22 protein-coding genes and 1 pseudogene are annotated in these 24,842 nt (G+C 47.0%); 13 read left to right on the forward strand and 10 right to left on the reverse strand.

The features are described from left to right. Positions 1 to 93: 93 nt before the first annotated feature. The 7 genes and pseudogenes from CLR69_RS04890 to CLR69_RS04920 all read right to left on the reverse strand — a co-directional run bounded on the left by CLR69_RS04890 (position 94) and on the right by CLR69_RS04920 (position 8,602). The gene (locus CLR69_RS04890) at positions 94 to 4,221 is read right to left on the reverse strand and encodes an NACHT domain-containing protein (protein ID WP_129711228.1); all 4,128 of its coding nucleotides are present in this window, start codon (positions 4,219 to 4,221) and stop codon (positions 94 to 96) included. Between the two features lie 90 nt (positions 4,222 to 4,311). Next, a pseudogene (locus CLR69_RS04895) lies at positions 4,312 to 4,467 on the reverse strand (transposase); the annotation flags it as partial. 420 nt (positions 4,468 to 4,887) lie between these two features. Continuing rightward, a complete protein-coding gene (locus CLR69_RS04900) occupies positions 4,888 to 5,718 on the reverse strand; it encodes a GIY-YIG nuclease family protein (RefSeq protein ID WP_129711229.1) in 831 nt (276 codons plus the stop codon). Between the two features lie 343 nt (positions 5,719 to 6,061). Next, complete coding sequence (locus CLR69_RS04905) at positions 6,062 to 6,646, reverse strand: hypothetical protein (RefSeq protein WP_129711230.1); 585 nt, start codon at positions 6,644 to 6,646, stop codon at positions 6,062 to 6,064. A gap of 152 nt (positions 6,647 to 6,798) precedes the next feature. Next, positions 6,799 to 7,227, reverse strand: coding sequence for a hypothetical protein (locus tag CLR69_RS23020; RefSeq protein ID WP_197730536.1), 429 nt, complete (start codon positions 7,225 to 7,227; stop codon positions 6,799 to 6,801). A gap of 482 nt (positions 7,228 to 7,709) precedes the next feature. Then, positions 7,710 to 8,366, reverse strand: a complete 657-nt coding sequence (locus CLR69_RS04915) for a hypothetical protein (RefSeq protein ID WP_129711231.1) — start codon at positions 8,364 to 8,366, stop codon at positions 7,710 to 7,712. A 23-nt stretch (positions 8,367 to 8,389) separates the two neighbouring features. Continuing rightward, positions 8,390 to 8,602 (reverse strand): DUF6500 family protein, encoded by a 213-nt coding sequence (locus CLR69_RS04920; protein WP_129711232.1) that lies wholly within the window; start codon positions 8,600 to 8,602, stop codon positions 8,390 to 8,392. A 189-nt stretch (positions 8,603 to 8,791) separates the two neighbouring features. On the opposite strand from CLR69_RS04920, the gene CLR69_RS04925 reads away from it, so the two are divergent. The 4 genes from CLR69_RS04925 to CLR69_RS04940 all read left to right on the forward strand — a co-directional run bounded on the left by CLR69_RS04925 (position 8,792) and on the right by CLR69_RS04940 (position 13,678). Further along, positions 8,792 to 9,079, forward strand: coding sequence for a VF530 family protein (locus tag CLR69_RS04925; RefSeq protein WP_129711233.1), 288 nt, complete (start codon positions 8,792 to 8,794; stop codon positions 9,077 to 9,079). Between the two features lie 5 nt (positions 9,080 to 9,084). Next, positions 9,085 to 10,380 (forward strand): glycoside hydrolase family 10-like protein, encoded by a 1,296-nt coding sequence (locus CLR69_RS04930; protein WP_129711234.1) that lies wholly within the window; start codon positions 9,085 to 9,087, stop codon positions 10,378 to 10,380. Positions 10,381 to 10,786: 406 nt separating this feature from the next. Beyond that, a complete protein-coding gene (locus tag CLR69_RS04935; RefSeq protein ID WP_129711235.1) occupies positions 10,787 to 12,172 on the forward strand; it encodes a diaminobutyrate--2-oxoglutarate transaminase in 1,386 nt (461 codons plus the stop codon). 9 nt (positions 12,173 to 12,181) lie between these two features. After that, positions 12,182 to 13,678, forward strand: coding sequence for a pyridoxal phosphate-dependent decarboxylase family protein (locus CLR69_RS04940; protein WP_129711236.1), 1,497 nt, complete (start codon positions 12,182 to 12,184; stop codon positions 13,676 to 13,678). A gap of 72 nt (positions 13,679 to 13,750) precedes the next feature. Here CLR69_RS04940 and pptA read toward each other — a convergent pair whose 3' ends face one another. Beyond that, positions 13,751 to 13,981 carry a tautomerase PptA gene (pptA, locus tag CLR69_RS04945; protein ID WP_129711237.1) on the reverse strand — a complete coding sequence of 77 codons (231 nt, stop codon included), beginning with the start codon at positions 13,979 to 13,981 and terminating at the stop codon, positions 13,751 to 13,753. Positions 13,982 to 14,226: 245 nt separating this feature from the next. On the opposite strand from pptA, the gene CLR69_RS04950 reads away from it, so the two are divergent. From CLR69_RS04950 to CLR69_RS04990, 9 genes are all read left to right on the forward strand, one after another. Then, positions 14,227 to 15,003 carry an MBL fold metallo-hydrolase gene (locus CLR69_RS04950; protein ID WP_129711238.1) on the forward strand — a complete coding sequence of 259 codons (777 nt, stop codon included), beginning with the start codon at positions 14,227 to 14,229 and terminating at the stop codon, positions 15,001 to 15,003. A gap of 43 nt (positions 15,004 to 15,046) precedes the next feature. After that, entirely contained in the window at positions 15,047 to 16,009 is a 963-nt protein-coding gene (locus CLR69_RS04955) for a GlxA family transcriptional regulator (protein WP_129711521.1), read from the forward strand. 202 nt (positions 16,010 to 16,211) lie between these two features. Continuing rightward, a complete protein-coding gene (locus tag CLR69_RS04960) occupies positions 16,212 to 17,036 on the forward strand; it encodes a mannosyl-3-phosphoglycerate phosphatase-related protein (RefSeq protein WP_129708006.1) in 825 nt (274 codons plus the stop codon). Positions 17,037 to 17,066: 30 nt separating this feature from the next. Further along, positions 17,067 to 18,284 carry a glycosyltransferase family protein gene (locus tag CLR69_RS04965; RefSeq protein WP_129711239.1) on the forward strand — a complete coding sequence of 406 codons (1,218 nt, stop codon included), beginning with the start codon at positions 17,067 to 17,069 and terminating at the stop codon, positions 18,282 to 18,284. Between the two features lie 296 nt (positions 18,285 to 18,580). Continuing rightward, on the forward strand, positions 18,581 to 19,765 hold the full coding sequence (locus tag CLR69_RS04970) for a pyridoxal phosphate-dependent aminotransferase (protein ID WP_129708000.1): 1,185 nt from the start codon (positions 18,581 to 18,583) through the stop codon (positions 19,763 to 19,765). Between the two features lie 203 nt (positions 19,766 to 19,968). Next, positions 19,969 to 20,718 (forward strand): bifunctional NADP-dependent 3-hydroxy acid dehydrogenase/3-hydroxypropionate dehydrogenase YdfG, encoded by a 750-nt coding sequence (ydfG, locus tag CLR69_RS04975; RefSeq protein WP_129711240.1) that lies wholly within the window; start codon positions 19,969 to 19,971, stop codon positions 20,716 to 20,718. A gap of 272 nt (positions 20,719 to 20,990) precedes the next feature. Further along, complete coding sequence (locus CLR69_RS04980; protein ID WP_129707994.1) at positions 20,991 to 21,341, forward strand: DUF1283 family protein; 351 nt, start codon at positions 20,991 to 20,993, stop codon at positions 21,339 to 21,341. A gap of 152 nt (positions 21,342 to 21,493) precedes the next feature. Continuing rightward, complete coding sequence (locus tag CLR69_RS04985; protein WP_129711241.1) at positions 21,494 to 22,114, forward strand: hypothetical protein; 621 nt, start codon at positions 21,494 to 21,496, stop codon at positions 22,112 to 22,114. A 105-nt stretch (positions 22,115 to 22,219) separates the two neighbouring features. Beyond that, complete coding sequence (locus tag CLR69_RS04990) at positions 22,220 to 22,519, forward strand: DUF1161 domain-containing protein (protein WP_129711242.1); 300 nt, start codon at positions 22,220 to 22,222, stop codon at positions 22,517 to 22,519. A 66-nt stretch (positions 22,520 to 22,585) separates the two neighbouring features. Here the strand turns inward: CLR69_RS04990 and CLR69_RS04995 are convergent, their stop codons facing one another. Then, the gene (locus CLR69_RS04995) at positions 22,586 to 24,058 is read right to left on the reverse strand and encodes an MDR family MFS transporter (RefSeq protein ID WP_129711243.1); all 1,473 of its coding nucleotides are present in this window, start codon (positions 24,056 to 24,058) and stop codon (positions 22,586 to 22,588) included. 103 nt (positions 24,059 to 24,161) lie between these two features. Next, positions 24,162 to 24,827 carry a dethiobiotin synthase gene (gene bioD, locus CLR69_RS05000; protein WP_129707981.1) on the reverse strand — a complete coding sequence of 222 codons (666 nt, stop codon included), beginning with the start codon at positions 24,825 to 24,827 and terminating at the stop codon, positions 24,162 to 24,164. Positions 24,828 to 24,842 lie beyond the last annotated feature (15 nt).

Here is a 24,842-nt window from a genome sequence, read left to right on the forward strand (position 1 = left end):
TATTCCTTCAGTCTACTTAAATTGGTAGTGTGAAATGGCTCTTCTGGCATTCGATGCCAGGGCAGCCAGTTGATTACTTAATAAGTATCGTTGTCAGCAGTTAAACGGCAGTTCCTCTTCTCGTAAAACTACTGGCGCCTTGTCTGCCCGGTACTGGATCCAAGTTTTCAGGTCTATTTGCGAGCCGTTACGGCCAGCTAAATCAAAATATCCCCTGTTAGCAAAACGGCGATATATAAGTTCTTCACCTGTTATGGACAGGTAGGCGTTCAACGCCGAACGATGAATGAAAAGTCCGCTTTGTCTTACACCTTTATGATGGAAGGCTATAAGTTTGCCAGAACGATCAACCCAACCGCTTTGACAATCCCATAAAAGTTCGAGTTTTTGAATGATTCCCTGGCATGGCGCAATGAGGTTATCCTGGCGTTCGGGCGTGGTATATGAGTAGTCGTATTCCCATTCGCTTCCGCGAAGTAAACTGACTTCTGTAAAATTAAATGCTTCCCTATCTTCCTCATTATTAAGAAGTTGTTTGTACACTGGGCTGTCAGGATATTCAGCAAGATAACCGCGATAACAGCTATTCCTCTGATTATATTGGAAAATATCGCGCGCACTTTTCTGTTTAAAGTTCTGGATGCTTTCATTTATGAGTGCGCTTGAATAATAAGCACGCACTGCCAGGTAAGGTGAATTCCAGCTATTTTCATTCGGCGCTTTATCCTCGTCCCTATAGCTGTGTGAAAGCGCTACCCACTGTTCCCCTTCCTTGTCAGTTCGAATCAGACAAGCTTCATAAGGTGACAAATCATCGGTCCGAACCCAACCTTTGATATCTGAATTGCGGTCAGGGAATGCATAATTTGTTTCTTCCATCAGTACTGGATAGACACTTTCTGCGGTGATGTCGCGTACATCGGTCAGGTCGACTTTACGGACGTCGACTGACCATAGATGATCACTTGTAGGTTCGTAGTCGGAATATGGGTCTTCCAGTGCGGGAACATTACTGGCCAGAATGCCCAGTAGTCGATGTAAGGCGATCCAGTAATATTTTTTACCGAGTCGGTCAGCATACCCTTTTCTACCCCGTCCCGAGCCATACTGACTCCCGATATGGCGATCATAATTGAGCGCGCAGTGGTTATAACCGGGATATCCTAAATTAAGTGCTTCTCGCATTAACCAACAGGCAATGTTTTCATGGCTGATATTGGCGCTCTTCAGGTCAAAGCCGGAAATCTTCGATTCCACCTGATAACGCCAGAAATCCGGGGCCATGGACTCTCCCCAGAGCACCATGTTTGATGGTAAATGTTCCAGATCTAAGAGGAGTTTGACATCCGCCAGTACAGGCCATCGTGATGGTAATGATACGTTTGTCTGGTAATGCTGTAATTGGCTAGTTACGGCTGTGGGAAATTCTCCTGTTTTCAACAAGTTTACTAATAGCTGAACCGTATCCCGGAGCAGAATATTCTCGCTATCTGACGCAATGCTTAATAGGCCAGGGAGCGCTGGCATAAACGCATTTCTACGTTGGCGTGACAATAAGCATGCACTGTAGATAGCAAGGCTAATACGCTCTAATACGTAATCATCATCACAATATGCAAATTCACTGATTACTGTTTGGCAGTTTTCTGGGTAGTTTGCCAGGATTCTGCTTAGCCCTTTTGAGGATAAATCCCTGATTCGGCGGTCAGCACACGAAGTGAGCCAGGCAAGTGTTAGACTGGCCAGCCTCCGGCTTTCAGCAGGCCAATGGGTTATGTCAGCAAATAGTGCTGCATGGATGAGTGAATAGACAGCAGTCTTGTTATCAAATGATCCCAGCGCAGCTAATGACAAGTAGGTGTCACGTTCAGCTAAGGATGACTGCCGTAAAAATGGCCCCAGCCAATTAGTTGCGTTTAGACGATGGTCAGGAACCAGACTAAGTGAAAACAGCGCTTCATAAACCGACTCCCATAATCCAGGTGTATGTAGTGCTGCATGGATGTGTTCATCAATTTCTTCCACTACACTTTGTCGGGAGCGCCAAACCAATGACTGGATGAACAGCTTATGGGCTTGTTCGGATGGTAATCCTACTTCTTCAGCAGTAATTTCAAGAGCAGTTTTCTCTGGCAGCACGGCGGCAAGAGCTTCCAGCAATCCAGCATCTTCTTCTGTTAACGCTGCAATTTTCTCCGCTAGTTTTGCTGTATCCGAATCAAGAGCTTCCACAAGGCTGATAGCACGGAGTATGTCACCGTAGCGTTGATAACCCAGACGGATCAGGAAGGTATCCTCATCTACAACAGAAAGGATAATGAGGCCTTCATGTGCCAATGCATTTAAAAAGGATTCAGGTGTGGTCTCAGTTCCCACTATTTTGCTCAGTGCTTCGCAACAGGTTTCCCAGGTTCGGTTCTGCGGCAACTCATGTGTCAGGGTATTCGCGAGTGCCATCATTGCAGCCCTTACCAGATTGCGAGGGTTTGCGTAGTGGAGGCGTTCTCGAATTAAAACATCGCAATGTTTGAGATGTCCTTGAAACAGAGAGGTAAAACCCGGCAAAGAAATATCCAGACTGTCACGGCCTTCGCCCTTTAGCGTTTTACAGGCCAAGTGTAAAAATAAAGGATTACTGAGTTCGGGTGAAAAAAGTGGTGTAATCTCTGCATCCAGCCCATAGTAGGCTGCGAAAGCTTGTACCGCTTCGAATTGATGTCCTGAAAAACCGATGTGTTCGAAAGCAAACCCTGGAAAGCGTGAATCGACCACAAGATTGCGATAGGTATCTCGGGTTGAAACGCAGATTTTGATGTCTGGATAAGACTTGCATTGAGCGAGCAATTCGGGAAGCTTGTCCTTCCAGCGCACTTCTTGCGGGCTTTCGTTCAAGGCATCGATATAAATGACAAAAGGTAAGCCAGTATGTTCGGCGCAGGCTTGTATGCATTCAAATAATGTCGAACGATCGATGGCGGCACCCAGCCCTATTTTACTGCGTAGCACTTCCCAAGGTTCTGCTTTGCCAAAGTCATCTCCAAAGACGACCATGGAAAAACCACCATGTTCCAGTCGACGCAATGCTGCGCTGACAATGGCATGGGTTTTGCCGATACCCGCTGGCCCAACCAGCAGTAAGGAATGTGCTGTTGCGGCACCAATGACCTGCGAAGTCAGCAAATTTTGCAGTTGCTGCGCCTGCTCTTCCCATTTTCTCGCCGCATCCATATCTCCGGCAGGAAATGCACACATATACTCTGCGTGGAACTGTCGGAACGATTCTGTATCACTATGCTTGCCATGCTTTTCATAAAATTTATCTTCTTGAGCATGGCGCGCATCAGCGAAAAGTGTCAATAGGGATGACAGAGCGACGCAAAGATCTGTAACCGATGTGGCCGTGACATTGTTATCTCTCATGCTCTCACAGTAGGCAATTATTTCTTCAATCAATGCCGTGGCAGATGTAGCACGGGTTTCGCCGAGTATATCCAGCGATTTGCGTCCGTATCCATTCAGTGAATGGAACTCTCGAACGATTGGTGTTAATGATGTTTCGTACCACTCGCAAAAGTCACCAGTCCCACCAAAGAAATCCAGGCCGACATGAGCATTCGTCACCACATCCAACATTGAAGTATATCTTGGCCCGGCAAAAGCAATGGCGTCATCCAGACATTGTTGAATTTGAGCTGTTGTCAGCAACGTGTCATCAAACCAATACCTGCGCATCCCTCCGTAAGGGTCTATCTCAAGTAATTGATTGCAGATAACAGCAGCGGTACAAAGGACAATAGAAAGTGACTTCCCTTTCGCTGACGCTTCCGATTCGACTTTACTTTTCCATTCTTCAAAGCGTTCCGCCTGGCTTTTTCCTCGCTTTCCCGCAGCAACACGCCCGGTCAGGTCAAACGGTATATAAATCCAGTATTCGGTTAGTGTGGGATGGTTGCTTAGCGCAGCTTTAAGGGAACTATCAATCTGTGTAAGCTCTGCGGAAGCAAGCTGGAAAAAGTATTTTGCCTGAACACCGAATACGGCACCGTCCGGTGAGCGGAAATATGCCTCAACGCCACCGTCTCCACCATCTCCACGCAGACTAATAAATGTTGAATTTGTCGGTACTCGACAGGTTTTCCTAAATAACTGTACGGCAAGTGCTTCAAAGCTATCGTTACGGCTTTTGGGGGCGCTGCGAATTAAACTGAAATCAATATTCATCACCAGTCCTTGTTCCTGTCAATAATGCGGCAAAAGCAATCACATATTATACCCATTAAAAATGTATTGGTATTGAAGCGAGGTAAGATGTTCGCTGTTATCAGGCTTGATAGCCCGTAGCCACTTGTAGAGGCTGTGCGCAGAAACGCCCAGACGGTCTGATACTTCGGCAAGAGAATAACCGCGCTCCGTTATCTGGCGGACGGCTTCTTCCTTAAATTCAGGTGTAAATCGTGCTGTGCCCATACGCTCCACCTATGCTCAAACTATAGGGCAGGATCGTCTACCGGGGCGGGGTCAGTCCATAAATGACTCTGAGGTGTCTGTTAAACCCGTGGCGATTCAGTTAATGTCCCCCCACTTCATTTGCATATAATTTCCTAGTCCAAGGGAAAATTTAAATCGCATGAAAATTTATCAAATTAAACCATCGCACTTATCAATAATAAATTTTATAGCCACAGAAGCACTGGTATAGGCGCAATAATTTTGAATCTCATCAGATTTATGCTTGTTTCCTAGATCACAAACTGAATCGCCACGGATAATGTATAGAAAATGGCTTCCTATACTTAGAGGCCATAACTAACAAATTATCGCTTATGGTTTATTATGGTAATTTATTACTACAATTGATGAAGCTCATAGGATAAGGAGTAAAAAAAATTAAACCTTATCAATATAGTTAAACATTCGAACACCATTAATACTTAAAAAGTTGTATAGAGCCATCTTTTCTTCGTTTTCAATTGTAAGATTCATATCATCATCAAAAATGAAATATTCTTCTTTTATGATGTGAAGACGATTATCTTTTCGGTTTGTAATAATTTCTTTATCACGAACTTCAATTTTAACGTCATACTTGTTAAATAAATTCTTTGTATAACCCAATCTACATACTTCAGCATAACTACCAGCAAGAATTTTTATCTCATATGGTAATGTTTTTTTAGTTAAATGGGCTTTCAGATTTAATTGAGTATCATGTATGAATGCACCATCATAATTTCGCTCAAGGATATCAATGTTAATAGCAGTTAGTATAGTTTGTAGATTATTTAGATAGTTATCATATTCTTCTATTTGGCAATCACACAAGTTCCCTCTATTTTCATTTCTAATGTTTGATACGTGAAACTTCAAAGACTCTTTAGCTAATTGTATTAAATCACTCTCAAGCTTAAAACTAAAGTCGTATGAAGGCTTCCTATTTATAAACAACAAACCCTTATTCCAGTTTTCTTTATGTTGATGATGTTGTTTTATTCTATTCATCCCAGCATCTGTCTGGCCGATGTAAACTTCATTTCTATCTATAGTGCGATCATAATAATCATGATAGAGAATGTAACACATTGGACTAGAAGGGATGATTTCCAAATTAGAAAGAGCGGAAATGCATTCCCTCTTAAATGAAATGATACTCCCATCCAGGTCTGGTGAAGTAATAATCCTTGCAATATTTTGGTTAAGCACTTTTATTTCAACATTCATTAAACTCTTATCTCCATCATTATCGGGATGAACAACTGGATAATACGTTGCCTTAAATTAATTATCTAGAAATTATCATCAATCACCAGTAAATAATTCTCACCAGTGAACACATTTGATACATTAGCGGTAACTCGATCTGTGGTCAGGGTAAAACCTAATTAGGGATGCTCCAATTTTTATAAATTATGGCGCGATCATGATGAAAGATTAGGATAGGCTCATGTTTCCATTGCTTTGAGCTTAGAACTACATTCTGTATTAAAGTGTTTCTGTAATAGTCATCTTCTAGGAAAGAACTGCTACCTCTATAAAACACATTTTTATGAGGCCGACTTATTTCTTATTCCCATGCCCTATAAATTTCATGCTCTGATTCAAGTTCATGAATGTAGCTAATAATATTTACTCCAAGCTTTGATGGGTCTAACGTGACGATCCATTCCTTACCTTTTATTTTTCCATGAAGTTCCACTACTCCGCTGAACCAAAAACCGTATAAGTCTTCAGACCAATATAAAAATCGCTCCTTGTGGCCATCTTTATTGCACATAATGAAAGCAACTGAGGTGGCGTGTATTATTTTATTACAGGTCTCACGGATTGATAAATTTTTTAAGGAATGCAGTTCTTGCGCACATGGGTTAAAAGTCGTGATCCTTTTGTCTGGTTTTATGAGTTCGTCATGATCTAAATATGTATCGGTGAGGGAATCCTGCAGGATTCTAATTTTTGTCGCCGTTACAATAAGTAACTCACAAACTGTTTTTTGTAGATGGTAAATGAAATTTGGCTTTGTAGGACCAAATGAAATATGGTCTCCATCATCTAAAAAGTGGTCGAGCACATGATGATTACCTGAGCACCAGACGACAAGTTGGAATGCATTCTCTGTGATGAGTGCTGTATCTAAAGCATGTGGACGCATCACATCTCCTTTTAATCCTGATAAATAAAGCATGATATTAAAAGCCACTCTAACAAGAATTAGAACTTAAAAAAACCACCATCTCAGAAGCAATAATCTTGGCGCATATAGCTCTCGTTTTTCTAAGTTAATATCTCGATGCCCACTGTTTGTTACTCATCAAGCGGGTAAACTTCGTTCAAGATGAAATGTTCTTGATTCAACTGTTCAGCATCATTTTCTTGTTCATCAGGTAGTGGTGGTTTAGTATCTGATGACTCAGGAACAACAGAAAGTCTTTGTGCTATAAAAGATGAAATTTCATCTAATCCACATTCACTCTGTTCAATTATTCTATCATAGTCAATGACAACTTTATACTTTCCAAGCGATGCTTCAATTTTGTCAATCCGAGTCAACCAGAACCAATAGACAGGTCGATGTGCACCGTGCATAGGCCCTGAATGAAAATTAGTAACACTCAATTTTACTTCTAACTCAACCTGTGCTCTGTACGAAATGAGATGTCGCAAATACTGCATGGAACAAGTCAGTGAGACCATTGCCGCATAGCTTTTTGCAAGCTTGTCGAACTGTGTCACGACCCTGCGGTTATCTTTCTGTAGTGGTCAACTAAATTCGGACATACGATTTAGGTAACCCAGCCCGCGTTAAGAACGCTACCGCCATCAGAGACTTTAGCCCTGATTAAGTATTGATGTATCTAAATCTCACTGAAAATCATGAATTTTTCAATAAAACAATAAGGCCCCACCTATAATTTGTAGGGAGGGATATGCGATTGCGAAGGGCAATGTTTGTATAGCAGGTTGTCAGGAAATGCTTAAAAGAAGCAGCTCTTTGTTAGTTCATGAAGTTATCCGAAAGTGATCTCACCCTTATATTTAAAAATATTAAATAAAATCATATTGATACAGGTAATATGATTCATGAACTGAATTTTTACTCAACATAAGTTAAATTACCTATAGTGATAAATAACTTCATATCTCACGAGCCCTTTCTAACAAATCAAAATGTTAGTGATTTTGGGCATGCCTCTCGTTTCTTGTATTAGGTACATCTACTTCATATCTTGGCAGCCCGTGACTTGCGGGTAATTGCGACAGACTAGATTAAGTTTGTTCTTCGGCTCGAAGTCTTTATCCAGCATGCATCGCTGAACATCCGCGGCTTTGCGCAGTGTCGGCACGTAAGGCACTGAGCCCAAAGGCTGCGGATAACCACATTGATACATCACCGCCAGTGCTTGTTTGTCGTTTTCGATTTCATGAGAAAAATGCCGCGACGCTCCCGCTTTACGCCAACTAACCAAGGAAAACTGGCTCACGCCGGAATCCGGCTTAATCGGATGAAACCCTCTGTCTGCGACAAAATGCAGCGCTTCTAGCTGGCGCTGACTCAAAGAGTCCCCCTGCTCTTGCTTAATGCAGGCTGGGGTATCATGGTAGACACGAACGCTGCAAATTTTGAATCCGTCTTTACGGGTAAAACCCATACTCTCCATGCATTGGTAATACAGGACTGATTCATTGTCTGTTTTGGGGATATCGGGTCCGGGGAGCGGCACCCCGCATTTACCCATCGCGACGCGCACGCCGTCGATGTCTGTGTTAGGACGTTTCCACTGCGTTAGATCCGGTGCTGGCGCGCACCCTGTCAGCAGGAGTGCCGACGCTACTAGCAGAGGTAAAGCCACCGATGTCGATTTACAGAGCATTAAAAACCCTTATTTATTATTGTCTAGCGTGTAAGGAGAGATATGATTTTTCTGGCTTTTTCAAAGTGGTCTAGCTTCATCTCCATGATCCACCATTGAGCGACTTCCATGAGTAATTCTGGATCGTCATTCTTGTTAGCAAAAAAAGCATAAAATGACACGCCAACATTATCTCCTTTAGCCGCAATCTTGGCTTCACATACCCTCACTATCTTCGTCCGAATACTGTCTCTCATTACCTTTCCTCGATGATTACTGAGGATGCTCATATTAGCACTTTGCTAATGTAATCCTGTGTATTGGTGACAACGTTGTCATACTCACATAGCTGCACAACATTGCCGCTCGCCCTGCTTTCTTGTACCCTTCCCTTGCTAACAGCCCAATTCTGAAAACAACATCTGAAACTACCGGACTTCGACTACATGACCGCTCATATTTCTAAAGACCCTTTACATGGCGTAACGCTTGAAATGCAAGTCAACGCGCTGGTTGACCGTTTTGGCTGGGTTGAGCTGGGTAAACGGATCAACATCAATTGCTTTAAAAGCGATCCGAGCGTGAAATCCAGTTTAAAGTTTCTGCGTCGGACACCGTGGGCTCGCGCCGAAGTTGAAGCGCTGTATCTTGATTCTCTGGATAATGTTGCTCCCGCAAAATCAGAGGATAGTGCCGTTGACCCATGGGCTAATAGTCGTAAAAATAAGAGCTAACCAACGTGAAAAAGCCAGTCGTACTTATTGCTGCTGCGCTTCTACTTGCCAGTTGCGCGTCCAAGCCGCCGAGTTCACTTGTTACCCCTGTCCCTCCCGTTAAACAGACGCTTCCGGTCACACCTCAGCAAAGTCAGGAACCGGTACGCGGAGTCTGGTTGGCGACAGTCTCCCGTCTCGACTGGCCGCCGGTGACATCAGTCAATGCCAGCAGCCCTGCTATCCGCATTACCCAGCAACAGGACGCGCTGAAAAGCAAACTGGATAAATTGAAAAATCTCGGTATCAATACCGTATTTTTCCAGGTTAAACCGGATGGCACCGCACTCTGGCCTTCTAAAATATTGCCGTGGTCAGATATGCTGACGGGCCATATTGGTGAAGATCCTGGCTACGATCCGCTTCAGTTCATGCTGGATGAAGCGCACAAGCGCGGTATGAAAGTCCATGCCTGGTTTAATCCCTATCGCGTATCCGTCAACACCAAGCTAGGAACCGTTACTGAGCTAAACCGCACGCTGTCGCAGAACCCGGCTAGCGTATTTGTGTTGCATCGTGACTGGATCCGCACGGCTGGCGATCGCTTTGTGCTCGACCCGGGAATCCCAGAAGTACGAAGCTGGATCACCAGTATCGTGGCCGAAGTCGTAGCGCACTACGCGATTGACGGTGTGCAGTTCGATGACTACTTCTATGCTGAATCACCCGGCTCCGTTCTTAACGATGGAGAGACGTTTAAAAAGTATGGTCAGGGGTTTGGCTCAAAACCAGATTGGCGGCGATACAATACACAGCAACTGATTGAGCAGGTTTCACGCACTATTAAGCAGTTGAAACCCGAGGTTGAATTCGGCGTCAGCCCTGCCGGCGTATGGCGCAACCGCTCACACGATGCAGCAGGTTCCGACACGCGGGGCGCGGCTGCCTATGATGAAGCCTATGCCGATACTCGCTTGTGGGTGCAGCAAGGGCTATTGGATTACATCGCTCCACAGCTTTACTGGCCCTTCGCACGCGACGCTGCTCGCTATGATGTATTGGCAAAATGGTGGGCGGATGTGGTGAAACCTACGAGTACGCGCCTCTATATTGGCGTTGCATTGTATAAAGTGGGTGAACCGTCAAAAAATGAACCAGACTGGATGATAAAGGGTGGCGTACCAGAGCTGAAAAAGCAGCTCGATTTGAACGAGTCTACGCCGCACATTAACGGCACCATTCTGTTCAGAGAGAACTATCTCAACCAGCCGCAAACTCAGGAAGCCGTTAATTACCTCAGGAACCGCTGGAATCCGATTTAACGAGTTGCAGAGGCATCCAAACCTCTGCATCAGCCTTTATATAGGCTGAACACAACGCATTAAGCAGTATCACATTCCCCCTAGCCTGCGGTTTCTATTCCGTTTTCTCTAGCTAAAAGTGCTGTTTACTCCGTTCGTTACCATCTTTTGGGCTCAAAAATCCTGCTGCAGGAGGATTTTTTTTGCTTATTTAATAAGCATGTAAGATAGCCATGGCATCATGACTAGCAATTAATCATTCAACCATTTGATTTTTATGTGAAAAAATAAAGGTTTCGAAACGAAATAAATCATTGAGTCGGTGACTGAAAAACCCTATATTGGCCGCGTTTTTCTTATAGTAGTTACGTATTTAATTCATTTATTCAACCGTGGTTGCCAGCGAGCACACGGTTGTAGGAGAGATATGATGACGGATAAAGTCCGTATTGACAGTTTAGGTGCGAATTCATTAAACGGAAACAATGAAACCTATTTGGCAAGACAAGCTGAATTTGAATCGAACGTGAGGAGTTATCCACGCAAGTTGCCTCTGGCAATTGCGAAAGCTGAAGGTGTGTGGATCACCGATGTTGAGAATAATCAATATCTTGATTGTCTGGCTGGTGCGGGTACGCTCGCGCTTGGTCATAACCATCCTGACGTGCTGCAAAGCATCCAACGTGTCATTACTAGCGGCTTGCCGTTACATACACTTGATCTGACAACGCCGTTGAAAGATCAGTTCTCCGAATATCTGCTTTCCTTATTGCCTGGTCAGGGCAAAGAATACTGCCTCCAGTTTACCGGCCCTTCTGGTGCCGATGCGGTTGAAGCTGCACTGAAACTGGCAAAAAAATACACCGGCCGTTCTGGTGTGATCAGCTTCTCAGGTGGCTACCACGGTATGACGCATGGCGCGTTGTCGGTAACCGGCAACCTGTCACCGAAAGAAGCGGTTGACGGCATGATGCCTGAAGTCCAGTTTATGCCTTATCCGCATCTGTACCGCTGCCCGCTGGGTATTGGCGGTGACGCTGGCGTTAAAGCATTAACCTACTATTTTGAAAACCTGATCAACGACGTTGAGAGTGGCGTTCGCAAACCTGCTGCGGTCATTCTGGAAGCCGTTCAGGGTGAAGGCGGCGTGAACCCGGCACCAGTCGAGTGGTTGCAACGCATCCGTAAAGTGACGCAGGAACACGGTATTCTGCTGATCATCGACGAAGTTCAGGCTGGTTTTGCACGTACCGGTAAATTCTTCGCCTTTGAACACGCTGGCATTGAGCCAGATATCATCGTGATGTCCAAAGCAGTCGGTGGCGGTTTGCCATTAGCCGTACTGGGTATCAAGAAGCAGTTCGATGCCTGGGCACCGGGTCACCATACCGGTACTTTCCGCGGTAACCAACTGGCAATGGCAACTGGCCTGACGACGCTGATGCACCTCAGAGACAATCAGGTGGCAGATAAAGTCGCTGAGCAAGGTGAATGGCTGAAAGCCAAACTGGCTGAGCTGCAAACACGTTATCCCGTGATCGGTCATATTCGTGGTCTGGGATTAATGATCGGGATTGAGATCGTTAAACCTGGCGAAGCGCAGGATCACATGGGTTGCTACCCGGCTGATGGCGATTTGTCTGCGCTGTTGCAGAAAAAATGTTTCGAATCAGGCTTGATTCTGGAACGCGGCGGCCGTAACGGTTGCGTTCTGCGTCTGTTGCCTTCCCTGCTGATCAGCAATGCTGAATTGGAAATCTTCCTGGATAAATTTGAAAACGCCCTGCTGTCTGCTGGCGTGAAGCCAGTCTGAGTGGAGCGAATGACCACGATGTCCCAATTAGTTGAAACAGAGGTAAACCCGATTCTGGCCTCTTCTGCTCAAAGCATCGAAGCCTATCAGGAAGCGATTACGCAGAGTAGTCAAGCTGTTATGCAGTGGCTGCAACAGCCTGAGATGTATCAGGGGAAAACGGTTGCGGAACTGCGTGAACGCATCACGCTGGATTTTAATCCTCAGGGTCTGGGTAACCAGGCCGCTATTGAGCGTGCAATTGAGTACTTTTTGAAAGACAGCCTGTCGGTGCATCATCCACAGTGCGTCGCTCACCTGCACTGCCCAAGTTTGGTGGTCAGCCAGGCGGCTGAAGTGTTGATTAACGCCACCAACCAGAGCATGGACTCCTGGGATCAAAGCCCGTCAGCAACCATCATTGAGATGAAGCTGATTGAATGGCTGCGTACTCAAGTTGGTTATCAGTCTGGCGATGCTGGTGTATTCACCAGCGGCGGCACCCAGAGTAACCTGATGGGGCTGATGTTAGCGCGTGATGCCTTCTTCGCACGTCAGGGACATTCGATCCAGCAAGATGGGTTAGTCGGTAACCTGAAGAAAATTAAAGTGTTCTGTTCTGAAAATGCCCATTTCTCGGTGCAAAAGAACATGGCTTTACTGGGCTTAGGTTATCAATGTGTCACGCTGGTGAAAACCGATCGCTTCGCGCGGATGGATCTGAACGATTTAGCTGAGAAAGTGGCGTTGGCCAAGGCTAACGGTGAGCAGATTCTGGCGATTGTTGCGACGGCGGGAACGACTGATGCGGGGGCGATCGATCCTCTACGTGCGATTGCGACACTGGCAGCGGAGCATCAGATTTGGGTACACGTTGATGCAGCTTGGGGCGGTGCACTCTTGCTGTCCGAGAAATATCGCGATTATCTGGACGGTATTGAATTGGTGGATTCCATTACATTGGATTTCCATAAACAATTCTTCCAGACCATCAGCTGTGGCGCATTCTTACTGAAAGAAGCACGTCACTATGAACTGATGCGCTATCAGGCGGCTTACCTGAACTCTGAGTTCGATGAAGCCCAAGGCGTGCCTAATCTGGTGTCGAAGTCATTGCAGACGACGCGTCGTTTTGATGCGTTGAAACTGTGGATGGGTCTGGAAGCGTTAGGCCAAGAGCAGTACGCGGCGATCATCGATCACGGCGTCACGCTGGCACAGCAGGTTGCACAGTATGTGGATGGACACGCCTCGCTGGAATTAGTGATGCAGCCACAGTTGGCAAGCGTTCTGTTCCGCTATCGTCCACAGCCGTTGGCGACAGCGGATAATGCAACGATTGCACTGCTTAACCAACGCATTGGTGATGCTCTGCTGGAATCAGGACGCGCCAACGTCGGGGTAACCGAGTTTGATGGCGTTACCTGCCTGAAACTGACGTTGCTGAACCCAACGGTAAGCCTGAATGATGTCAAAGTCCTGCTGGCTCTGGTTGAAAGTACCGCACAGCACCTGCTGACAGCATAATCCTCCCTGCTCTACAGCAGCATAAAAAGCCGATAACACTCAAAAAGTTATCGGCTTTTTACTACGTATTTTTTAGTACGAATAGCCCGGTTTTTTCGCCAACGTATCCAAATGCGGTTTGATGATCGGATCGTAAACCTCGTCCTTCCAACGTTCTGGCTCAATTTCGTTGAACGCGACAGAAAGTGAATCGTTAGAAGAACCAAAGTGCTTCTTCAGAACCGCAGCGAGATCCTCAGCAATGACTTTCTTCTCTTCTTCAGACAGATTTCTTGGGAAATGTTTGACATCAATATGGGGCATAGGACGGTCCTTTTCAGTGATGAAACAGCACGTTGGTTAAGATAGCCAGTTAGTTAAGATAGCTAGTGTGCATGAAGACAGCAATAGGATAGCCCCGCCGATAATAAACAATCGCTTTATGCAAATTGGCCTAAATCCATCGAAGTGTGTCATTCAGGCCACTGTTAGCGATCTGCCAGATTCTTATACTGATCCTGTTTGGCGCATAACGGCGCTGCCAGTTAACCTGATATAGGAACAATAAAATGAAAATAACGCAGATTCGTAATGCGACATTACAACTTGAATTTGGTGGGAAAACGTTTCTGATTGATCCAATGTTGGCACCCAAAGCTACCTACCCCGGCTTCCCTGGAACGGCAAATGATCATCTGCGTAATCCTTTGGTCGACCTTCCATTGCCGATGTCGACAATTCTGGATGTTGATGCCGTGATTGTGACGCATACACACCTTGACCATTGGGATGATGCCGCTATCGAGGTCATCCCGAAAACGATGCCAATCTTCAGCCAAAATACGCAGGATGCCGAGATTATTCGGCGTGCGGGGTTTATCTCGGTGCGTGTACTTGGAGAGAAAACAGAATATGACGGAATCACGCTGATAAAAACATCTGGCCAACATGGTTCTGATGAGACCTATGCCAATCCACAATTGGCGGAACGCCTAGGTGAAGTCTGCGGTATCGTCTTTCAACATGCTAATGAGAAGTCGTTTTATCTGGCTGGCGATACCGTCTGGAATCAGCATGTTATCGATGTGCTGACGAATTATTCTCCCGATGTGGTGGCATTGAATATCGGTAATGCATTCATCCCCAGCTTCGGTTCGATTATTATGGGAAAAGAGGATGTTCGGCACGTACATCAGCTTGTGCCTAACGCGGCGATAGTCGCTACACACATGGAAGCGGTGAATCATTGCCTCCTGAGCCGCGTCGAACTGCGTGGCTACCTACGGGAAGAACAACTTCAGTCCATCGTGCACGTACCAAACGATGGCGAAAGCGTGCAATTCTGAACTGGCTAATAACCGGAACATATTATCTTTGGTGAGGGCTATGATGGCTGTATTAACCGTCGCGGTGGTTGTCTGCGAACATTTTAGCCCGTTCCATTTATCTATACCGAGCATGGTTTTCAGCGATATGCTCTATGAAGAAAAACAGTTTTCGCTTTTTTTCTGTGCGGAAAAACCGGGAATGGTTGCCTCTGAACACGGTTTTTCCATCAATGTTGAGCACGGATTTTCTGCGTTAGAAAACGCCGGTCTGATCATCGTTCCCTATTGGAGCCATCCAGATACGCGCCCCTCTGAGGCGCTTCTGGATGCATTACGCGCTGCCGAATCCCGTAAAGCACAGATCGCTGGATTATGTTTGGGCACCTACGTGCTGGCTTATGCTGGGTTGTTAGAGGATCGCCGCGCATCAACACACTGGGCGTTTGAGCAGGATTTTGTCGCCCGCTTTCTTAACGTGCAGTTGGATACCAACGCACTCTATGTTGAAGACGGGCATCTGATTACATCTGCTGGCACGGTGGCAGCCATTGACTGCTGTCTTTATCTCGTTCGCCAGCATTGCGGCAGTGCTATTGCTAACCGTGTCGCTCGTCGTCTGGTTATTCCGCCTTATCGGGAAGGTGGGCAGGCACAATTTATTGAACATCCTGTGCCGGAGAATACGAGGGATAGCAAAATCAATCAGTTGCTGGATTATCTGCGTACGCACCTCCGCTCTCCCCACTCTTTGGATACATTGTCGAGCCGCGTGCAGATGAGCCGCAGAACATTTACCCGGCATTTCTTCCGCGCCACAGGTATGACGGTTAGCGACTGGTTAACGGCAGAGCGACTTCGTCATAGCCAGGTATTATTGGAATCGACATCCCACTCAATTGAAGCGATTGCGGATAGTGTGGGGTTTCAGTCAGTGGTGACATTTCGTCAGCAGTTCAAACAGCATTTTAGCGTTAGTCCAACTGACTGGCGTAAAACGTTTCAGGATAAAAGCAGTATTCGCTAATTCCCATCTCGTACAACGAAGTAGCCAGATCATTATACTATTGGTGAAGCTACTGATTGCCGCCTACGCTTAAAATGTGATTATGATCACATTCACAAATACCACGAATACAATACCTCATTGGCAAACATGCGCCCTTTCTGACTAACGTTAACCGTCCATCGTTACTCTCTGTTTATCCACGATAAAACATGGAGAACCCATGCAAACGCGCAATACGAAGCTGATCATTTTCAGCGACCTCGACGGGTCGTTGCTTGATCATGAGACCTACCGGTGGGATGCCGCACAACCCTGGCTGATGCGGCTAGCGGATGAGGCAATCCCGCTGATCATCACAACCAGTAAAACGGCAGCGGAAGTTGAGCCATTACAGCAGGCGCTTGGGCTGGATGATTATCCCTATATTGCGGAAAACGGCGCAATTGTGGCGCTGCCTCCTGCATGGCAAACACACCCTGCTTATCCAAGGAAGAGAATCGGCTCAGGGTATCCCATTATCCGCACGCAGTTAGAGCAACTGCGCGCATTCGGTTTTCGCTTCAAAGGCTTTGGCGATATGAGCTACGCGGAAATAGCAGAAGCCACAGGGTTAAACGAGCAAGATTCTCAGCGTGCGCAACAGCGCGAAGCCTCTGAACCGCTGCTTTGGCTGGATGATGCCAGCCGGTTACCACATTTTCGTCAGTTATTGGCGGATGTGGGCCTGGCTCTGACGCAAGGCGGTCGCTTCTATCACGTGATGAGTGCTGAGACGAGTAAGGGATTTACGGCAGACTGGATAAAAACACAGTACTCCGAGAGGTATGGTACTGGCGTCAAAACCCTCGGCCTCGGAGATGGCCCAAATGATATCTCTCTTTTATGCACCGTAGACTATGCGGTATTAATCAAAGGCAAAGAAAATCAAATCGTTAGCCTACCAGGAACGTATAACGGTGAGCAATATTGCACACAGGCTTCGGGCCCTCAAGGCTGGAGTGAAGGACTGGATCACTTTATCAGCAACGATTATTTCTCGGCATGAACTCGCCGCAAGATGATATGGGAGCACATGATGAGCGAATTTTATCAAGATGGCATCATTACTAATTTTCACAACCTCACTCAGAGAAGTACGGAAGAATTGGAGTATGAACTTCAGGTGTTTTCCGGACAAAATAGTATGGGGTTAATTTTGCCCTCGCTCTATTCTGAGCTGGAAGGCCCAGCGCTGGGCCATATTATTGAGCAGTTGTCCCAGGTCTCTTACCTTGGCGAAATTGTGATTGGACTGGATCGCGCCGATCGCGAACAGTTTCTTTACGCCCGAGAGTTTTTTTCTCGTCTACCACAGCGGCATCGTATTCTGTGGAACGATGGCCCTCGCTTGAAAGCACTCAGCGATGAGTTAGCAGAAAAATCACTGGCACCGCAGGAGCCCGGCAAAGGCAGAAATGTCTGGTTTTGCGTCGGTTACACGTTAGCCTCACGTCGATCTGCCTGTGTTGCGCTGCACGATTGTGACATTGTCACTTATGATCGTGCAATGCTGGCTCGCCTGCTCTACCCTGTGGCGAATCCGCACTTTAGTTACGACTTCTGCAAAGGCTATTACGCCCGTGTTGCTGAGGGAAAACTGAATGGCCGCGTGGGACGCCTACTGGTCTATCCGTTACTGAAATCACTGCAAAAGGTCTACGGTAATTCCGACTATCTGGATTATATGCGCAGTTACCGTTATCCGCTTTCTGGCGAATTTGCGATGCGCACTTCAATCCTGAATAACCTGCGCATTCCAAGCGATTGGGGACTGGAAATTGGTGTGCTATCAGAGATCCATCGAGGAACGGCAACCCGCCGTATTTGCCAGGTAGATATCGCGGATCGCTACGACCATAAGCACCAGCCGATGTCTGAAGGCGATCCGAACGCAGGATTGCAGCGCATGGCGGCGGATATCACAAAAGCGCTGTATCGCAAGCTGGCCATTCTTGGTGTGAATATCACCACGGATTCTTTCCGTGTCCTGCGGGCAACCTACTATCGCACGGCTCTCGATATGATCGATGCTTTCGAACATGATGCCCGCATGAATGGATTGAGTTTTGACCGCCATAAAGAAGAGTCAGCTGTGGAGCTATTTTCTGATGTGATCACCTTTTCCGGCCATGCTTATAGCGATAGCCCAGGTGATAAACCCTTTGTGCCAAGTTGGAACCGCGTGCAGTCTGCTTTTCCCGATATTCTTGACCGGCTATATGCGGCGGTAGAAGCCGACAATCAGGAAGCATAACGCAATCGCTATCTCATAGGGCAAGCGCATCATGATGCATCATTTCATGCGTCATGATGGCGTTCTTGCATAAGTAACAACTATCGATTGATTTAATCACCCAATGAATAAATCAATTTTTTTTACCTTTAATTGATGCGCAAAAAAGGTGAAATTTCCCGCCATGTGGGAAAACTTGTCGTAAGAAAATATGATTTTATCTATTTGACAAGGTATTAGAGATCGAGCGCTGCGTAAAATTGGCGCGTTTTATGCTTTAGCTCTCCTGTCATTATGTAACTAAGGAGAGTGTTTTGATGAATTTTTTAATCAATGAAAGCGACGTGTTAAACCCGAAACGCAGAGCATTATTAAAACTTTCTGGCGCCCTACTGGGGACGGCTGCGGTAACAACTGGATTAAGTTCACGAGTTTTTGCCGAGACACAGCCTGAGAATGCTGCATTTACTGCACCGTCGGCCAATAACCCAATCCGTATTAACTTCAATGAGAATCCACTGGGGATGTCGCCCAAAGCACAAGCCGCCGCACGTGATGCCGTTGTAAAAGCCAACCGCTATGCAAAGAATGAAATTTTGATGCTTGGCAATAAACTGGCGGCGCATCATCAGGTGGAAGCCCCTTCCATTTTTCTGACGGCGGGGTCGTCCGAAGGTATCCGGGCGGCGATTGAAGCCTACGCGTCGTTGGATGCACAACTGGTAATTCCTGAATTAACCTATGGCGACGGTGAGCACTTTGCCAAAATTGCCGGAATCAAAGTCACTAAAGTCAAAATGCTCGACAACTGGGCATTCGATATTGAAGGACTAAAAGCTGCTGTTGCGGGGTATAGCGGCCCTTCCATCGTTTATCTGGTAAATCCCAACAACCCAACGGGCACGATTACGCCTGCGGATTTAATCGAGCCGTGGATTGCCAGCAAACCTGCCAATACGATGTTTATCGTCGATGAAGCCTACGCCGAGTTCGTCAATGATCCGCGTTTTCGCTCTATTTCACCGATGATTACCCAAGGTGCAGAAAACATTATTCTGCTCAAAACGTTCTCCAAAATACACGCCATGGCGGGTATGCGCGTTGGGTATGCCGTCGCACATCCCAGCGTGATTGCGTTGATGGGGAGATATGTCGCAGGTGAAAAAATCAACTTTAGCGGCGTGGATGCGGCACTGGCTTCCATGGACGACTCGGCATTTATTACCTACAGCAAAAAGAGTAATGATGTGTCGCGTCAAATCTTGTTGAAGGCGCTAGATGACCTGAAACTGCCGTACTTGCCGTCAGAAGGGAATTTTGTTTTCCACCAGTTGGTTGTTCCGCTCAAGGATTACCAAAAGCATATGGCAGACGCGGGCGTATTGATTGGCCGTGCATTTCCTCCGGCGGATAACTGGTGTCGTATCTCATTAGGTACACCGCAGGAAATGCAGTGGGTCGCGGATACCATGCGCGAATTCCGTAACAAAAACTGGATTTAATTCTCTGTCATACCTGCTTGTCGCGTCATGACACGACATCCGCCCCTCTTTCTGAGGGGCAATTATTCCTGAACCACACCGTTGAAACCGGAGTAACGCTTGACCCAAGCGGAATTGCGCGGCTAAATGATCGTATGCCTTTCATTATTTATATTGATATCAGGCACAAGCAGAACATGAAAACGGTCAGGGAGAAAAAAAGCATGATTATTTTTGTTACCGGTGCAACGGCTGGATTTGGTGAGTCAATTACCCGTAAATTTATTAGCGCAGGCCATAAAGTGATTGCGACGGGTCGCCGTCAGGAACGTCTGGATGCGCTGAAGGCAGAGTTGGGCGATGCGATATATACGCTGAAATTAGACGTGCGCGATCGTCAGGCCATTGAGCAGGCTGTTGCCTCCTTGCCTGCTCAATGGCGAGCGATTGATGTGCTGGTCAATAACGCCGGGCTGGCGCTGGGTCTGGAGCCTGCCCATAAGGCATCGGTAGACGATTGGGAAAATATGATCGATACCAACAATAAAGGACTGGTGTTTATGACGCGAGCTCTGCTGCCTGACATGGTCGCGCGCAACATCGGCCATGTCATTAACATCGGTTCTACCGCAGGAAACTGGCCTTATGCTGGCGGCAACGTATACGGTGCCAGCAAGGCATTCGTGCAGCAGTTTAGCCTGGGGTTACGTGCCGATCTGTCTGGCACTCGAATTCGTGTGACGAATATCGAACCTGGTCTGGTTGGGGGAACAGAGTTCTCGGCAGTACGTTTCAAGGGCAACGACGACAAGGTCAGCAAAGTCTACGACAACACGACGCCACTGACCGCAGAAGATGTGTCTGAAGCCGTTTTCTGGGTTGCCACCTTGCCAGCGCACGTCAACATCAACACGCTGGAAATGATGCCAGTCAGCCAATCTTTCGCTGGGTTAAGCGTACATCGCGAAGGCTGATATCACCGACAGGACTAGCATTAAGGGCATGAACATTGTTTCATGCTCTTTTTATTGGGACACAAACGGCATTTAACCAGATGTTGCACGGTTATAGTGCCGTTGAAGCGAAGGATGTATACTTCTTGTAATAGGCAACCTTTCGTTTTGCACGAAGCGCGAAGGTTACAGGGAACGGCGGTCGCCTTTTGTTGTCTATCGCTTGCCGTGCGCTTGTTATCGTTTTGCGGCATCGGCGTTTGTTTTTATCATTCGTTCTGTCAAGGTGAAACATGAACCACTACTCTTTTTCCTCTTTGATTCGGGCCTTAATCCCGCTTTCTCTGGTTATCGTTTCCGCGGCCTGGCAGCCAGCCGCTCTGGCTGATACACGTCATATCATTGTCGATTCCGGCGACAGCACGTTGTCGAAAGAAGCAGCGCGTCAAAGCAAAGAGCAATGGGATTCAACCCGCTCACTGCGTAATAAAGTCAATAATCGCGTTGAGAAAGAATTCGATAAAACTGAAAAATCCATTGATGGGCGTGAAAAATGCAACGCCAGCTATAACGTCAATGCTTACTGGGAAAACACGACCGATCGATGCCTCGATCGTCGTACTGGGCGTCCAGTTAATCCATGATTCTTTACCCACGCCTTCTGGCGTGGGTTTCCCCTTTTCTCTTCGGATTGCAGAAAGTTAACCTGCATCAGATGATGACGTCACCGTTAAATTCAATGATTATCGCTATTCCGTAGCAACACACGTTTTTATCCAAAATGGAGTGCATCAGGATGAATATGGATTTAGCACGGTTATTTTCACGCCCTTTTCACATAAAATTGTGGGGCCTGCTCATCATGTGCTTGTTAGTCAGTTCGTGCGCAAGCACATATCCTGAGACGGACAACATCACGCATATCGCCAATAACAACGGGACGCTTGTTGCTGAGTCCAATACCTACGTTTACAAATTTCCCGACGCAAGAGCGCAAAAAGAGTATCAGGACTATTACGCCTTTTACCGTGATTACAAAGACATCATCACGGGTGTGAGAGTCGATTTTTCTCTCCGTAATAATGGCCAAGTCTATGCAAGATATAAAAATATGATTGATACTCACCGATTAACCAAAGAGCAGAAAACCGATTTACGCGAGCTCTACGCGGCCCGCATTCCCACAACAATGGGACAAGGTGAGGTTACGTTTAGCGCGCAAGGCACGTTCAGTGAGAAAAAAGGCCCCCTAGTTAGCCCGACAGAAAATGGACGCTTGCCGCAGCCGATCCCCGTTGTCATCAATAGCAGTGATAATTCGGGTAAAGACATACTGCTTGCCCCTCTCATGGTGCCAGCGGTTATTCTTTTCCCGCTGTTTATGATGTATGGCTGCGCCACCGGGCCCTGCGTCTAGAATGTTTCCGGGCCATCGTTGATGGCCTGATTTCACGGCTTTTTCGCGTTATTTTCATCGTTTGATATACTCAAAGAGACTTTTTTCAGAGAAAAGGATCAAAAGATGAAAAGAACCGTCATTTTGGGTGCTGCGTTATTCTTGGTTGCTCCGTTGGCTGCTCAGGCATCTTGCGAGAGTGTGAAAGCGGATATTACCCAGAAAATCATTGCCAATGGCGTACCAGAATCCGGTTTTACACTGGATATTGTACCGAACGATCAGGTGAGTCAGGCCGGTGGTCAGGTGGTTGGTCACTGCGAGAATGATTCACACAAGATTGTTTACACCCGCCATGCCGATGGCGAAGCTACTGCTGAAAGCGCACCAACTCCAGCAGAAGGCCAGCCAACAACGACACCGTAACCTCTTCTTCTTGATGTGCAAAAGGCGCTTTTTGCGCCTTTTCTTTTTCTGTTATTCCTGTTGGGTTTACGTCTGTCCTGGGCGTTGGCTCGCGGGGATCATTCTGGCAGAAAGCAGTGTGATTGCCGCAATAAGTGCAGAAACGATAAATACGCCGTGGATTGACGAAGCAACCTGCGATGCCATCGTATCGAGCTGGTTTACGCTCAGCAAGATACGCTTGGCTGGATCCATGAGCGTCTGGAGAGGATCGCTCACTTCCGGCAATCGCCAGTGCAGATTGATGTTCAGTGTAGCGCCAAGAATTGCCGTTCCCAGCGCGGAACCCAGCATCCGGGTAAACATGGCGGAGGCTGTCGCAATACCGCGAATGGAGTAGTCCACCGAGTTTTGTATCGATACCAGAAACGTGGTGCTGCTCAGCCCCATTCCCGAACCGATCAAAAATGCGGCGAGCCGTGCCCACATAAGATTGCTATCTGGCTGAACGGTTAACAGCGTCAGGCTACCGATAATCAACACAATACCGCCGCACATCGCTGTAAATCGGTAAGACGTCCACAGCATTAAACGCCCGCTCAGCGTACTGGCCAGCGGCCAGCCAATCGACATCATCGCTAATATACTGCCCGCTTCTAACGGTGTTTTACCCATCACGCCCTGAATAAACGTCGGCAAAAAGGCGCTCACGCCCATCATGGCTGCACCGACGACTAACCCACCGAGGTTACCGGCGATAATGACTCGGTTACGCCACAGCGCCAGCGGAAACAGAGGTTCCTGTGTACGTTTTTCCTGTCGAATCAGCAAAATGGCACCCACAATGGAGAGCGCGAGCAGAGGAATCACCCAGTAACCAAATACCTCAGCCTGTAGCAGCGCCATCAGCAAACTGGCAACGGACACAACCAGATAGAACGCGCCCGTCCAGTCCAACTGGTGCTGACGAACGGCATTAATCGTCGGCAGATAGCGAGCCAGTAGGAAGATAGAAAATAGCCCAATCGGCACATTGACCCAGAAGACTAGCGCCCAGTTGAAGTGTTGGACAATAAACGCCCCCAGCAACGGGCCAATAATGGCGGAAACACCCCACACACTGGACAAATAGCCCTGTATTTTCGGGCGTTCGGTTGAACTGTACACATCGGCAACAATGGTGAAAGCAATCGGCGTAATCGCACCTGCGCCCAACCCCTGCAACGTGCGGAAAACAATCAGCCAGCCCATCTGTGTCGAGAACCCGCAAAGAATAGACCCCAGCAGGAAGACCATCATACCGAAGAAGAAAATCTTTTTTCGACCATACAGATCGGCCAATCGGCCATAAATCGGAATGCTGATCGACTGCGTCAGCAAATAACCAGCAAAAACCCACCCTAATAGGGAAAATCCACCTAAATCCGCGATGATCGTGGGCAGTGCTGTCGCGACAATTGTCACTTCAATCGCTGCGGTAAACATGGCCAACATACAGGCAATTAAAATCCAATGGCGATGTGGAACAGGTGTTTGTTTCTGGTTATTCTCTGTTTTCATTATATTTTCAGGATAAGAAGAAAAACTGTCTGTGAGTATAACAGGTGGCGTGGCGGAGGAAATTTATTCCCGCAGAGATGCGGGAATAGAAGACTAATAGAAATTAGTAGCTAACGGCAGAAAGATCGATATAAGACGAGAGATCTCGCTGTTCGGCACGCGGTAAATAAGGCAGTTCACCTACTTGTGGTGCCGGAATTTTCTTCCTCAGAACGTTAATAATTTCTGCGTAATTCGCCAGCCCAGGGTTAATACGGTTAGCAGCCCAGCCAACCAGCGGTAAACCATCGTTGATGATCGCCTGCGCCGTCAGCAGCGCATGGCTGATGCAGCCCAGTTTGATGCCGACAACTAACACAACAGGCAGTTGTTCTTGTACCACCCATTCGGAGTACGGTCGTAAATCGTTCATGACGGTTCGCCATCCGCCAGTGCCTTCAACCACGACGATATCGGCTACCTCGCCCATCTGTCGCAGACCCTGTGTCATCGCACAGTAATCAATGGTACCTTCGCTGGCGCTAATTTCATCTTCTCGCAGTGCTATGGGGTTAACCATGTTGTAGGGCAGTTCCAGCGTGGAAGCCGCTTGTAGCAGCAGAGCATCTTTATTACGCAGACCTGCCTCCGTCTCTTCGCACCCTTTGGCTATCGGCTTATAGCCTGCAACCGATTTACCTGCCTGCGCCAGTTTTTGCAATAGCGCCTTGGATACCACCGTTTTGCCAACAGCGGTATCGGTACCAGTGACAAAAATACGTTTCAACATGGGATAACTCCAGAC

Source organism: Pectobacterium zantedeschiae (genome assembly GCF_004137795.1).
GTDB lineage: Bacteria > Pseudomonadota > Gammaproteobacteria > Enterobacterales > Enterobacteriaceae > Pectobacterium > Pectobacterium zantedeschiae.